Raw genomic sequence first — 13,867 nt, 5'->3', positions numbered from 1 at the left:
TGGTTATGAATTGATTTTTATTGTGAGAAAATCAATTTTGCAGGAATCTTTTGCCATTTGTTGTTCACAGGGAACTTAAAAGTGCTACCACTTATATGATGAAACTCGTATGTTCCGTCATCTTTTAAGGATATTGTGGCGGTGAAATCTTCACTGCCATAATTGTTTATTGCTTCGATGGTCGCTGTATTCCCATTAATTTCTGATGATGTGATAGGCCATATATGACCGGTTTTCGTAGAACCAAAATATCCATCAAGTTCCCCGAGTATCTCTTGGCCGTAAACAATAACATCTTTGTCTTTAAAACTCATGACAACGAATATTTGATATTCCTCATTATAGAACTTACCTTTGAATGGTGTCATATTTTTACAATCAACATCATCTTGGGCATTTATCGAACAGCATATAAAACTGAAAATAAGTATCAATAATATGTTTTTCATAAATGTAATTTATTATGTTTTCGCAAAGTTAAATAACTTTAGTCAAGAAATCAAGCATTTTATTGATTTTGTATGTGTTAAAATTTGGAGGACATTTTTTTTATACTATCTTTGCACCTCGTTTTATTTTAAACAATAATGAATAATAGGTTAATGATTCCTGACTATATTTTTGAGTCAAGTTGGGAAGTTTGTAATAAGGTAGGAGGGATATATACAGTACTTTCAACGCGTGCAAGGACTTTACAGAACATGATGAAAGATAAAATTATTTTTATTGGTCCTGATTGCTGGAAAGATAACACATGCCCTTATTTTATTGAAGATGAAAGTTTGTTCAGCGATTGGCGTAGAGACATTATCAAAGACGGACTTAATATTAAAATAGGCAGATGGGCTATTCCAGGTAATCCTATAGCCATGCTGATTGATTTCTCACCCTTTTTTGAGAGGAAGAATGAGATTTATGCAAAATCATGGGAGGATTTCAAGGTAGATTCAATCCATGCTTATGGTGATTATGATGAAGCCTCTATGTTTTCTTATTCGGCAGGTGTATTGGTCGAAAGTTTCTATAAAAGGTATCTGAGCAGTTCGCATAATGTTATCTATCATGGAAATGAATGGATGACAGGGTTGGGTGTATTATATATTAATAAGGTATTACCAGAAATCGGAACAGTTTTCACAACGCATGCAACAAGCATAGGAAGAAGTATAGCCGGCAATAACAAACCTCTTTATGAGTATCTTTTTGCATATAATGGCGATGGCATGGCTTCTGAATTGAACATGCAGAGTAAGCATTCTGTTGAGAAACAAACTGCGAAGTACGTAGATTGTTTTACTACCGTGAGTGAAATTACGGCAAATGAATGTAAGGAACTTCTTGATAAACCTGTTGATGCTGTTCTTCCAAATGGCTTTGATAACAGTTTTGTACCAACCGGAAATACATTTGCAAAAAAGAGAAAGGCAGCAAGAAAACGGTTGCTTGAAGTTGCAAATGCATTGCTTGGAACAAATCTTGATGATGATACTCTTATTGTATCTACAAGTGGAAGATATGAGTTCAGAAACAAGGGAATTGATGTATATATAGAAGCAATGAACAGATTGCGCCACGAAAAGGGACTTGATAAAACCGTTCTTGCACTGATTGAGGTTCCTGGATGGGTTGGTGAACCACGTAAGGATTTGGCTTCAGTATTAAATTCCGGAAAGAAGAACGAAACACCTCTTGATATTCCGGAAATAACTCATTGGCTTCATAATATGAGTCATGATAACGTGCTAGGTATGATGAAATACCTTGATATGAACAATCGGTCAAATGATAAGGTCAAGTTGATTTTCATTCCATGTTATCTTACAGGTGATGATGGTATTTTAAACCAGTCTTATTATGACCTTGTGCTTGGCAACGATATATGTGTTTATCCGTCTTATTATGAGCCGTGGGGATATACACCATTGGAAGCGATTGCATTTAAAGTTCCATGTATAACCACAGATTTGGCAGGATTTGGAATGTGGGCTAATTCAGAAAAGGGGATTTATAGCGAAATTGAAGATGGAGTTAAGGTTATAAGTCGCACAGACTATAACTATTCTGAAGTTGCAGATACAATTAAAGATACAGTATTGAAGTTCTCTAAGATGACAACTAAAGAAATAGACGAATGCCGTTCCAATGCATGGAAACTATCAGAGAAAGCACTTTGGAGCAATTTTATTAAATATTACGAAGAAGCGTATGACATTGCTCTTCGTAAAGCAGAAGGCAGGAAATAAACAATAATAAACCAAATAATAATTAAACATAAGATTATGAAGATAAAAGCAGATTATTCCAATGCTCCACGTTGGAAAGAACTTTCAGTGAAATCGAGACTCCCTGAGGGTTTGAAGTGTCTTGATGAATTGGCACATAATTTGTGGTGGGCATGGAACTACGAGGCTCGCGACCTTTGGAGAAGTCTTGACGAGGAACTATACGAAGAAGTTAATCACAATCCTGTATTATTGCTTGAGCGTCTCAGTTATGAACGCAAGGAAGAAATTGTAAATGATAAGGAAATAATGAAGAACGTTAACAACGTTTACAAACTCTTCCGTAAATACATGGATGTTAAGCCCAACGACAAGCGTGCCTCTGTTGCATATTTCTGTATGGAGTTCGGTTTGAATCAGGTGTTGAAAATTTATTCGGGTGGTCTTGGTATGCTTGCCGGTGATTATCTTAAAGAAGCATCTGATTCTAATGTGGATATGTGTGCCATAGGTTTCCTTTATCGTTTTGGATATTTCACACAGAGTTTGAGCATTGACGGACAACAAATAGCAAACTACGAGGCACAGAATTTCAATTCTTTGCCCATAGAACGCCAAATGAATGAGGACGGAACACCGATGGTAATAGATGTTCCTTACATGAACTATCATGTTCATGCGTATGTGTGGCGTGTCAATGTCGGCAGAATATCATTATATCTGCTTGATACGGATAACGATATGAACTCTGAGTTTGACAGACCGATTACCCATTCGCTTTATGGGGGTGACTGGGAGAACCGCTTGAAGCAAGAGATATTGCTCGGTATAGGCGGTATTTTGACATTAAAGAAACTCGGAATAAAAAAAGAAATTTATCATTGTAACGAAGGTCATGCCGCTCTGTGCAATCTACAGAGACTTGTTGATTACATAAAAGATGATAGTCTTACATTCAATCAAGCCTTGGAACTTGTACGAGCAAGTGGTCTTTATACTTGTCATACACCGGTTCCTGCTGGTCACGACTACTTTGATGAAAGCCTTTTCGGAAAATATCTTGGAGGTTATCCAGATATGCTTGGTATTTCGTGGGATGATTTCATCGGTATGGGACGCACCAATCCCGATGACAAGAACGAGAAGTTCTCAATGAGTACATTTGCCATTAACACTTGTCAGGAGGTTAATGGTGTAAGTAAACTTCATGGCTGGGTAAGTCAGAAAATGTTTGCTCCTATATGGAAAGGCTATTTCCCTGAAGAGAATCACGTTGGTTATGTAACTAATGGAGTTCATTTCCCATCATGGTGTGCAACAGAATGGAGACAACTATACGCCAAGTATTTCGACAAGAAACACATCGGAGACCAGAGCAACGAGAAAATATGGCATGCCATATACAATGTTCCGAATTCGGAAATTTGGGAAACACGCATGGCTCTTAAGAATAAATTGACTGACTATATACGCACAAAGTTCAGAGAGAACTGGCTAAAGAACCAAGGCGACCCATCGCGTGTGCTCTCATTGCTTGACAAAATCAATCCTAATGCATTGATGATAGGCTTCTGTCGTCGTTTCGCAACTTATAAGCGTGCGCATCTTTTATTCACAGATCTCGATAGACTCTCGGCCATTGTAAACAACCCTGAGCGTCCGGTACAGTTCCTTTTCTCAGGGAAAGCACATCCCGCAGATGGAGCAGGGCAGGGATTGATAAAGAAAATATATGAGATAAGCCAACGCCCAGAGTTCCTCGGTAAAATCATATTCCTTGAGGATTATGATTTCCGTCTTGCTCGTCGTCTTGTATCGGGAGTAGATATTTGGATGAACACACCAACACGTCCACTCGAGGCTTCAGGTACATCAGGAGAGAAGGCGGAAATGAATGGTGTTGTAAACCTGTCGGTACTTGACGGTTGGTGGCTTGAAGGCTATCGCGAAGGGGCAGGCTGGGCTCTTACCGAGAAGCGCACTTATAAGAATCAGACTTACCAAGATCAACTCGATGCTGCAACCATATACGGTTTGCTTGAGAATGAAATAGTTCCTCTGTATTACAACAAGAACAGTGAAGGATATAGTGATGGTTGGATAAATGTCATCAAGAACTCTATTGCAACAATTGCACCTCACTATACTATGAAGCGTCAACTTGACGATTACTACGACAAGTTCTATACAAAAGAAGCTCTGCATTTCAAGGAGTTGAGTGCCAACAATAATCAAGTTGCCAAGGAATTGGCTCAATGGAAAGAAACCGTAGCAGAGCGTTGGGACGCAATACACGTTGTTTCTTCAGAGAATAATATTCCGGAGGAAGGACCGCTTAGCGGAATGAAATATACATTCAGAGTGGTGATTGACGAGCAAGGACTTGATGATGCTATCGGACTTGAATATGTTTCAGTAAAGACTGATGCCAATGGCGAAGAACATATAAATGCCGTACATCCGTTCAGCGTCGTTTCCAAAGATGGAAACCTATACACATTCGAGGCTACTTTCGAATCAGATAATGCCGGAAGTTACAAAACAGCAATACGAATGTTCCCTAAGAATGAAAAACTTCCTCATCGTCAGGATTTTGCCTATGTGAGATGGCTTGAATATTAAATATAATATATTCAGTAATTTTTATATCGTCCAAGCGATAATTATATCATCGCTTGGACGATATTTATTATTTATTTGACTTACTTTTAAGTTCTTTCATCATATTCTGATGATGTTTCTTTAACTTAAACTTATCAAATCCTTTTCCATAAACACCCATTACTGCACTTTGCGTAACGAATGCGTTAGGGTCTATATCGTCAATAATACGGTAGAGCATACTAGCCTCTCTTTGTTTTGCCACCACAAGCAACAGTCTGATATTGCTACCAGTATAGAAACCATGTGCTTCTATAATGGTACATCCACGATATGGTGGCTCTGTTGTTATACGCTCACATATTTCATCGTATTTTTCAGACATTATTAATAGTTGCACAGAACGTCTTCCCGAATTTACTACTTGATCTACCACGAATGCAGTTATAATAAGTACAACATATCCGTAGATTACCTGTTCCCAACTCTTCAAAACAATGTAACTCAACGTTACAATAATCATATCCACCAACATAATAACACGTCCGAGAGATATGTCACGATATTTATTTATTATCGCAGCCACAATATCCGAACCTCCAGCACTACCATTGAATGACAGACCGAATCCTACGCCCACGCCACAGAACACACCTCCGATGATACATGCCATGAAAGGTTCGTTTTCCAATATCGTTGGATTGGGGAATAAATTACGGAATATTGTTGTGAAAGCAGTAAGCATAAGTACACCAAATATTGTCTTGATAAAGAATTTAGCACCTAATGCTTTCAGTGCTATTGTAAGCAATATGAGGTTTACAAAAAAGAAAGTTATGTATACCGGAATTTCTGTACCCCAGAAAACTATAGATGACAATCCAGATAGACCTCCTGTTGTAATATTGTTTGGTAACAAGAATATTGTCCAACCAATACAATAAGAAAGCATACCTACTGCAATCATTATATAATCCAATATCTCTCTGTACAGAACCTTATTATTTATTTTTCTTTCATTCATATCATAAATTCTATTTGGGTATTAGGTGGTATCCGATGTCTAACTTCGTTTTAATAAAGAAAATGCAACATAAGAATTGGTAGGAACACCAATTCTTATGTAAAACTCTCTTTATGCTTTTTTATCTGTTATTCGGCTTTGATAGCAGCGACACCAGGCAATTCTTTTCCTTCGATTGCCTCAAGTAGTGCACCTCCGCCGGTGGAGATATAACTTACTTGGTCTGACATTCCGAACTTGTTAATACAAGCAACAGAGTCTCCTCCGCCAATCAACGAGAACGCACCATTGGCAGTTGCCTTTGCAATAGAGTCTGCAATGGCCTTTGAACCTCCTATAAAGTTGTCAAACTCAAACACTCCGGCCGGTCCGTTCCAAAGAATTGTCTTCGCATTTTCTATTGCTTCGGCAAAAGCCTTTCGTGTTTCAGGGCCTGCGTCAAGCCCCATCCAGCCTTCAGGTATGGCATTTGACGGAACCACCTGTGTCTTTGCATCGTTAGAGAAGCCGTCTGCGGCAATGCAGTCAGTCCCAAGCACGAGTTTAACTCCGTTCTCTTCAGCCTTTTTAATAACTTCGAGAGCGACATCGAGTTTGTCGAGTTCCACTATAGAGTTTCCTATTTCACCACCTTGCGCCTTGGCAAAAGTGTATGTCATACCTCCGCAAAGAATGAGGTTATCGACCTTGCCGAGTAAGTTCTCGATAATTCCAATCTTCGTTGAAACCTTAGAACCACCCATTATTGCAGTGAAAGGTCGTTTTATATTGCCAAGAACGGCATCAACAGCCTTAACTTCTTTTTCCATGAGATAGCCTAACATGCGGCTTTCTTTGTCGAAATATGTGTCTATAACAGCAGTCGAAGCATGTTTGCGATGAGCCGTACCGAAAGCATCCATCACATAAACATCGGCGTATGATGCAAGTTTCTTTGCGAAATCCTTCTGTGAAACTTTCATTGCTTTCTTTGCTTGCTCATACTCCGGAGACGTTTTGTCTATATCTACCGGTTTCCCTTCTTCTTCAGCATAGAAGCGCAGGTTCTCAAGCAACAATGCTTCGCCCATTTTCAAATCAGATGATTCAGCAGATGCGTTGGCACAGTCGGCAGCAAATTTCACATTTACACCAAGCGCATTGCTTACGGCAGGGACAATCTGTTTCAAAGAGAATTTCGGATTGACTTTACCCTTAGGCTTGCCCATGTGCGACATCATGATTACGGCACCTCCGTCTGCGAGAATTTTCTTCAGCGTTGGAAGTGCGCCACGGATACGTGTATCATCAGTTACATTACCATTCTCATCGAGTGGAACATTAAAGTCCACACGAACGATTGCCTTCTTACCGGCAAAATTAAATTTATCAATTGTCATAGTGCTTAATTAAGTTATATTCGTGATAACAATCTCTTCGATATGTGCAAAAATAATCATTTAAATCGAAACCTCATACCCATATCTGATTATTTTTATCTTTTTTATAATAATATCCATGACAGGTGGCAAAACAATGGTGGAATAATCGTTTTTTTCATGAGAAAATAATACCTTTGCAAATATTAAATATATTTCTTCAATGATTAAGGATAGCATAATAATAGTGAGTGGGGGAATGGATAGCGTAACTCTGCTTTGTGAATATAAAGACCGCATTGCGGTAGGTGTGTCGTTCGATTACGGCAGCAATCATAATGCCCGTGAGATTCCTTTTGCTTGTCAACATTGCGAAATGCTTGGCATTGAGCACATTGTTATTGACCTCGCTTTTATGCCGAAATATTTCAAGAGTTCGCTGCTTGATGGCGCAGGTGCGATTCCGGAAGGACATTATGCTGACGACAACATGAAATCAACAGTGGTTCCGTTCCGCAACGGTATAATGTTGTCAATTGCTGCCGGTATTGCCGAAAGTATGGGACTGAAATATGTAATGATGGCAAATCACGGTGGCGATCACACCATCTATCCCGATTGTCGTCAAGAGTTTGTCAATGCAATGAGTGAGGCAACAAAAGCAGGAACTTTCCCAGGCATTGAGATTCTTGCCCCATACACCGGCATTACTAAGGCCGACATCGCACGCCGTGGCAAGGCTTTGGGTATAGACTATTCAAAAACATGGAGTTGCTATAAGGGCGGGGAGCACCATTGTGGCAAGTGTGGCACATGCATGGAGCGGAAAGAGGCTATGCGTGATGCTTCTATCGTGGACACTACAATCTATGATGAGTCTTACTGACAGGGACTTATATTACTCCTCTTGAATCATCACTTTATCCTTTTCTTTTGTCCTCGCAGTTATTGAACCATACTGATAATACAGACAGAAGAACTGCCATAACCATATAGGCGAACAAGCCATAGCAGCCACGAAAGCACCTAAGAATATAAGTATAGGTGCTGTTGTCGGCATCCCTGACGCGTCACCGAGATATATACCGAGCGCATCTTGCAGACTTGCCACTGCGACCACACACAATGGGGAGGCAAGCAGCATGGCAAGCATTGTGCCGATAAGCATAGTTACGAAAAATGTAAGAAACAGCCTGCCATAGTATCGCAGCCCAACGAGATAGTTACGCCCAATGACACTGAGAATTCCGAGATTGTCGTCAGTCATATATTTCATTCCGCTGTAACCTGTCGGAATAAGTAGCAATGCCGTAATGAGTACTATAACTAATGCGATAAAGACATGTAGTAGAAGCATTCCTTGATGCCACACCAATACAAGTGGTATGCTGATAAGGTAGAAAACTGCAACGTCGGCAATGAAAACAATAGACGTTAATACAGAGAGTTTTAGTGCTCTCTTTATGTTCTGTTTTGCCTTTTGTTCCTTTAAGGTGGCCATTATACTGCCCGAAACGCATGCCATGAGTTCCAACGTGGCGAGTGATGCCGTCGCCCAAACACACCATAGTAAAAACGTTGTATTGGCATCTGTGGTAGATATTAATGTAAATGCAGCAGAACAGGCTATACCAATAATTGCAGACACGCCAATTAGCCATGCCCACAATCGTTTTGCCCAAAATGTTATGTTCTGTGACATCAGTCGGTATGATGTTGCCGTTATCGCTAAGATACTTCTGCTTTTAATCGCATTTTCTATTTTCAGTGTATTCATTTTTATATACTTTTCATTTTTTTAATCCAAATATCATTTATTTTCGGCATGCCGTTATAAACGTCAGAACTTACCAATACACCTTGTTCGCTTTTATGATATTCCATCAGAAGCCCAAGGCATGTCCCGTTTGATAGACTATTGCCGAGACAATCCATGCCAACGCCGTAGTGTAAAATGCTGCAAACAGTGCCCATTTCCAAGAGCCGGTCTCACTTTTTATTGCTGCTATCGTGGCTATACATGGGAAATAGATAAGTACGAACATAAGGTATGCGAATGCTATCAGCGGTGTGATGCCGTCAGCGGTCATCTTCTTGTGCAGATTGACGTATCTTGCACCCAAGTTCTCACTGCTGTCGTCGGCCACTTCCTCATCATTGGCATATAGCACTCCCATTGTCGATGCAACTATTTCCTTCGCCCCCACACCGGCAATAAGCGAAACATCGAGTTTCCAATCGAATCCTTGTGGGTAGAACAACGGTTCTATTGTCTTGCCCATTCTTCCTATGTAACTCTGCTCTTGTTGTTCCTGTTGTTCGAGTGAGTCGTCGTGAGGGAAGTATCCAAGTGCCCATACAATAATACTTGCCACGAGGATTATACCTCCCATTTTCTTCAGATACTGCTTTCCTTTCTCCCATGTATGTCGCGTGATGGCCTTGGCGGTTGGGAAGCGATAAGGGGGCAGTTCCATAACGAACGGCGTATCTTCACCTTTCACGATGAACTTACTGAACACCCTACTCATCAGTACTGCCAATGCAATCCCTATTGCATAGAGCAATATCATTATGTATGTTTGGTATTCCACTGCAAAGAATGTCCCAACAATCATTATATATATAGGCAGGCGAGCCGAGCAACTCATCAATGGCAGCACAAGCATTGTGACAAGTCGAGAGCGGTGGCTCTCTATTGTTCTTGTTGCCATTACTGCCGGCACGTTGCACCCAAACCCCATGATGAGCGGAATGAATGATTTTCCATGCACGCCCATGCCGTGCATCATCTTGTCCATTATGAATGCGGCTCTCGACATATAGCCAGAGTCTTCCATAAACGATATGAACGTGTATAATATCAATATCTGTGGCAAGAATACTATAACAGAACCTACTCCTGCTATCGCACCATCAACCACCATGGCACGCAACGGGCCATCGGGCATTGTGCCGTTGAGCCACGCCGAAAGTGCTGTAACGCCGCTCTCTATCCAGTCCATCGGATATTGGCCTACCTTGAATGTGGTGAAGAACATCAAATAGATAAACAGGAAAAACAATGGGAATCCAAGCCATTTATGCGTTATCAGCGCATCTAACTTGTGTGTAATTCTGTAGTTGTCGGTCTTAGTACCTTCCGTATATCCGATCTCTTTTAGTGCACCATATATGAATCCGTATTTAGCATCCATAACAGATGTTTCCGAGTCTTCGTGAACTTCCTTTTTCAAACGTTCCGCAGTATCATCTCTGTGCGCAATTATTTCATTGAAATCGGGCAGAGTACTTATCGATTTCTCCACCTGTTTGTCATTTTCAAGCAGTTTTATTGCAAGATAGCGCGTAGAGAATTGGCGCCTCACTTCATCGTACGCCTTCAAATGTTCCTGTATCTCACCGATGGCTTTCTCTATGTATTCTCCGTGGTTTATGTGTATATGTCTTACGGTAGTTTTCTTATATCTCCCCTCATATACTTGAATGATTGTTTTGAAAAGTTCATCTACACCTTCTCCATTCTTGAATACCGTAGGCACGAGAGGGAAACCCAACAACTCGCTAAGTTTCGTATAATCAAGTTGGTCACCACGTTTCTCTATTTCGTCGTACATGTTTAATGCTCCTACCATACATAGGTTCATATCAATGAGTTGTGTCGTAAGATACAAGTTGCGCTCGAGATTACTTGTGTCGATTACATTAAGTACCACGTCGGGAGTTTTCTCAACAACCTGTTTCCTTACATAGAGTTCTTCTGGCGAGTATGCCGAGAGTGAATAAGTGCCGGGAAGGTCAACTATATTGAACTTGTAACCTTTAAATTCCGCCACACCTTCTTTCGCATCTACTGTCACTCCTGAATAGTTACCAACTCTCTCGTGAGCACCGCTTGCAAAATTAAATAGTGAAGTTTTACCACAGTTTGGGTTACCTACGAGTGCCACGTTTATCTCACGATGCTTTTCCAGCGCCTTCGAGTGCGTATTTACGGCTTCGCTGCCAATGGTGAGTTTTTCATCGTTTCCCGAAATATTGTCTTTGACAGGCATCTCACTTGTTTTCCTTACAATCTCTATCTGTGCAGCCTCGCTGTGTCTCAAGGAAATCTCATACCCCATTATTTTATATTTCACAGGATCTTTCAATGGGGCATTAAGCAAGACCTCAACAGTTTTGCCATTTATAAATCCCATTTCAATTATGCGTTTTCGAAATCCACCGTGGCCATAAACCTTAACGATAATCCCGCTTTCGCCAGTCTTTAATTCTGATAATTGCATATTCCAACATGGTTTAATCCATGTAAAATTACGTATAAATACTGAGGTAACACAAACTTTTTAGTAAAAATACCTACAAATGATTACTCTCAAGAAACTCTTCTGCCCGCTTCAAATCATCCGGAGTATCTATGCCTATTGTTTCAACATTCGTTATTCCCACTTTAATTTTATATCCGTTTTGAAGCCACCTCAATTGCTCAAGACTTTCTGCTATCTCAAGCGACGACTGCTGAAGGGTGGTTATTTCTTTAAGAACATCGGTTCGGTAGGCATACAATCCTATATGTTTTATGAATGGAAAAGAGGTGAGCCATTCTGCCTCTTCCTTCCCTCTCACAAATGGTATTATGCTTCTGCTGAAATACATTGCATAGCCGTTGTTGTCAACCACAATTTTCGGAGAATTGGGATTATGTAGCATATCTAATCCATGCTCTTTATCAAAAGGCTTACCAAGCGTAGCAATTTGCGTGTCCGAATCGTTGAAACATTTACAAACCGTAACGATTTGCTCCGTCTGTATGAACGGCTCATCACCTTGAACATTAATGATAACATCGGCATCCACGCCTAATATTTCTGCCGCTTCCTTTATTCTGTCAGTGCCGCTCCTGTGCTCTGATGATGTCATTACGGCCTTTCCTCCGAAACTTTCAACAGCATTTAAAATCTTTTCATCGTCAGTGGCAACATAAACATCCTCTATGGCTTTCCTTACTTGCTCATAGACTCTCTGTATTATTGGTTTTCCTCCGAGCATTGCCAGTGGCTTTCCGGGAAATCTTGTAGATGCGAAGCGGGCTGGTATTATAGCAATAAATTTCATATTTACTGTTTTGATTTATGCCTTGATATTAATGGTGCAAATTTATATATTTTTTCCGAGATTATATTCCGATAGGTGTAAAAAAACTTATTTGATGGTCATTTCAAATCGCTTGACTATCAATTTCGCCCAATTTGCTTTGTAAATTCGCCTAATTTACAGAGTAAATTCGCCCAAATTGCAAACCAATTTCGCCTAAATTACTTTCCGTTAAATATGCTTATAATATATATCAAAGGTTCTTTTTCATGTATAACGAATGTCTTTTTGAGTTATATCGCATCCTTTTTGCATTACCAGATGAAATATAATTAAAAAAACGAAATAAGAAAAAAGTAATCTGAATTTAAGTCGTTTTCTTTTGCCATGTTATTACATTTTTATAAATTTGCGTCTTGGAACATTAAAATTATATTATAATGAAGAAAATATTGTTGGCAATGATGCTTGCTTTGCCGCTTGTTTCAAGTGCTCAAAAGATAACTCTCGGTTCTTGTGTTACAAAAGAAGGCGCCAATTACAAAGGCGAAATGTCGGGTGGGAAACCGCATGGAAAGGGTAGTGCCACATACAAAAACGGCGACATATATGAGGGAGAATTTGTGAAAGGGAAACGACAGGGTGAAGGTACTTACACCTTTTCTGACGGCGGAAAATATGAGGGGCAATGGTTTCAGGATCAACAGCACGGTCATGGTACGCTCTATGACCCGGACAACAATAAATATGTAGGTCTTTGGTATCGTGACTATCAGGAAGGACATGGCGTGAAATACTACTATAACGGTGATGTATATGATGGAGAATGGTATCATGACAACCGGCAGGGATATGGTAAATACACCTTTGCCGGAGGTGCTTATTATGTTGGTCAATGGAATAATGACAAACGTAACGGAAAAGGGTTGTTTGATTGGGGAGACGGTTCATCATACAATGGTGACTGGGTTGACAATCAGATGAATGGCAAGGGCACTTATAAGTATGCTTCGGGTGACTCATATACCGGTGATTTCAAGGATGGTGTGATGAATGGCAAAGGCATTTATAAATTTCAGAATGGCGATGTTTATGAGGGGACGTATTTTAAAGGAGAACGCACTGGAGAGGGTATTTTCCGTTATTCAAGCGGTGATGTTTATACAGGTCATTTCGTTAACGGAGAAAAGGATGGTGTAGGTACATTGAAATGGAAGAACGGTGACGTTTATACCGGCCAATGGAAAAACGATAAGCAGAACGGTAAAGGCAAACTGACAAAAAAAGAAGGAGATGTATTTGAAGGTAACTTCAAAAACGGAAATGTTGAAGGAGAAATCATTATACACTATGCCGATGGTAGTAAGTTCCGTGGTACATATAAAGACGGAAAGCGCAACGGCAAGGCTATAGAGGTGGATAAGGCAGGAAACCGCTTCGAAGGGATATACAAGGATGACCGACGAGACGGTGAATACATTGAGAAAGACCGTAACGGCAACATCACTTCACAAGGTACGTATGTGAGAGGGAGAAAGCAGTAGTACGTCAATTATAATGAATATATC

At 40.1% G+C, this 13,867-nt stretch carries 10 protein-coding genes; 4 read left to right on the top strand and 6 right to left on the bottom strand.

Annotated features, from left to right (window positions below; genetic code table 11):
• Positions 1–17 precede the first annotated feature (17 nt).
• A complete protein-coding gene (locus EHV08_RS03995) occupies positions 18–368 on the bottom strand; it encodes a hypothetical protein (RefSeq protein WP_126678169.1) in 351 nt (116 codons plus the stop codon).
• Positions 369–587: 219 nt separating this feature from the next.
• Here EHV08_RS03995 and EHV08_RS03990 point away from each other — a divergent pair, with 219 nt between their 5' ends.
• Together EHV08_RS03990 and glgP are read left to right on the top strand one after the other, a co-directional pair.
• The gene (locus tag EHV08_RS03990) at positions 588–2,243 is read left to right on the top strand and encodes a glycosyltransferase (RefSeq protein WP_126678168.1); all 1,656 of its coding nucleotides are present in this window, start codon (positions 588–590) and stop codon (positions 2,241–2,243) included.
• A 36-nt stretch (positions 2,244–2,279) separates the two neighbouring features.
• Positions 2,280–4,844: an alpha-glucan family phosphorylase gene (gene glgP, locus EHV08_RS03985; RefSeq protein WP_126678167.1), complete on the top strand. Its 2,565-nt coding sequence runs from the start codon at positions 2,280–2,282 to the stop codon at positions 4,842–4,844.
• A 67-nt stretch (positions 4,845–4,911) separates the two neighbouring features.
• Here glgP and EHV08_RS03980 read toward each other — a convergent pair whose 3' ends face one another.
• Positions 4,912–5,847 (bottom strand): YitT family protein, encoded by a 936-nt coding sequence (locus EHV08_RS03980; RefSeq protein WP_126678166.1) that lies wholly within the window; start codon positions 5,845–5,847, stop codon positions 4,912–4,914.
• 128 nt (positions 5,848–5,975) lie between these two features.
• Positions 5,976–7,226 (bottom strand): phosphoglycerate kinase, encoded by a 1,251-nt coding sequence (locus EHV08_RS03975; protein ID WP_126678165.1) that lies wholly within the window; start codon positions 7,224–7,226, stop codon positions 5,976–5,978.
• Between the two features lie 205 nt (positions 7,227–7,431).
• Between EHV08_RS03975 and queC the strand changes: the two genes are divergently transcribed.
• The gene (queC, locus tag EHV08_RS03970) at positions 7,432–8,091 is read left to right on the top strand and encodes a 7-cyano-7-deazaguanine synthase QueC (RefSeq protein ID WP_126679409.1); all 660 of its coding nucleotides are present in this window, start codon (positions 7,432–7,434) and stop codon (positions 8,089–8,091) included.
• 12 nt (positions 8,092–8,103) lie between these two features.
• Here the strand turns inward: queC and EHV08_RS03965 are convergent, their stop codons facing one another.
• The 3 genes from EHV08_RS03965 to kdsB form a co-directional block, all read right to left on the bottom strand.
• Complete coding sequence (locus EHV08_RS03965; RefSeq protein ID WP_126678164.1) at positions 8,104–8,982, bottom strand: hypothetical protein; 879 nt, start codon at positions 8,980–8,982, stop codon at positions 8,104–8,106.
• Positions 8,983–9,088: 106 nt separating this feature from the next.
• Positions 9,089–11,491 (bottom strand): ferrous iron transport protein B, encoded by a 2,403-nt coding sequence (gene feoB, locus EHV08_RS03960; protein ID WP_126678163.1) that lies wholly within the window; start codon positions 11,489–11,491, stop codon positions 9,089–9,091.
• A gap of 73 nt (positions 11,492–11,564) precedes the next feature.
• Positions 11,565–12,320: a 3-deoxy-manno-octulosonate cytidylyltransferase gene (gene kdsB, locus EHV08_RS03955; RefSeq protein WP_126678162.1), complete on the bottom strand. Its 756-nt coding sequence runs from the start codon at positions 12,318–12,320 to the stop codon at positions 11,565–11,567.
• Positions 12,321–12,739: 419 nt separating this feature from the next.
• Between kdsB and EHV08_RS03950 the strand changes: the two genes are divergently transcribed.
• On the top strand, positions 12,740–13,843 hold the full coding sequence (locus tag EHV08_RS03950; RefSeq protein WP_126678161.1) for a phosphatidylinositol-4-phosphate 5-kinase: 1,104 nt from the start codon (positions 12,740–12,742) through the stop codon (positions 13,841–13,843).
• Positions 13,844–13,867 lie beyond the last annotated feature (24 nt).

Origin of the sequence: Prevotella koreensis, assembly GCF_003977605.1 — a bacterium.
GTDB lineage: Bacteria > Bacteroidota > Bacteroidia > Bacteroidales > Bacteroidaceae > Prevotella > Prevotella koreensis.
Note: the sequence above shows the minus strand (reverse complement) of the source record. Positions and strands in the feature narration are given on the sequence as shown.

Coding starts and splice junctions, on each gene's coding strand:
- EHV08_RS03980 (WP_126678166.1), bottom strand. CDS start 5,847: ATGAATGAAAGAAAAATAAATAATAAGGTTCTGTACAGAGAGATATTG.
- EHV08_RS03950 (WP_126678161.1), top strand. CDS start 12,740: ATGAAGAAAATATTGTTGGCAATGATGCTTGCTTTGCCGCTTGTTTCA.
- glgP (WP_126678167.1), top strand. CDS start 2,280: ATGAAGATAAAAGCAGATTATTCCAATGCTCCACGTTGGAAAGAACTT.
- EHV08_RS03975 (WP_126678165.1), bottom strand. CDS start 7,226: ATGACAATTGATAAATTTAATTTTGCCGGTAAGAAGGCAATCGTTCGT.
- EHV08_RS03965 (WP_126678164.1), bottom strand. CDS start 8,982: ATGAATACACTGAAAATAGAAAATGCGATTAAAAGCAGAAGTATCTTA.
- EHV08_RS03990 (WP_126678168.1), top strand. CDS start 588: ATGAATAATAGGTTAATGATTCCTGACTATATTTTTGAGTCAAGTTGG.
- EHV08_RS03995 (WP_126678169.1), bottom strand. CDS start 368: ATGACACCATTCAAAGGTAAGTTCTATAATGAGGAATATCAAATATTC.
- kdsB (WP_126678162.1), bottom strand. CDS start 12,320: ATGAAATTTATTGCTATAATACCAGCCCGCTTCGCATCTACAAGATTT.
- feoB (WP_126678163.1), bottom strand. CDS start 11,491: ATGCAATTATCAGAATTAAAGACTGGCGAAAGCGGGATTATCGTTAAG.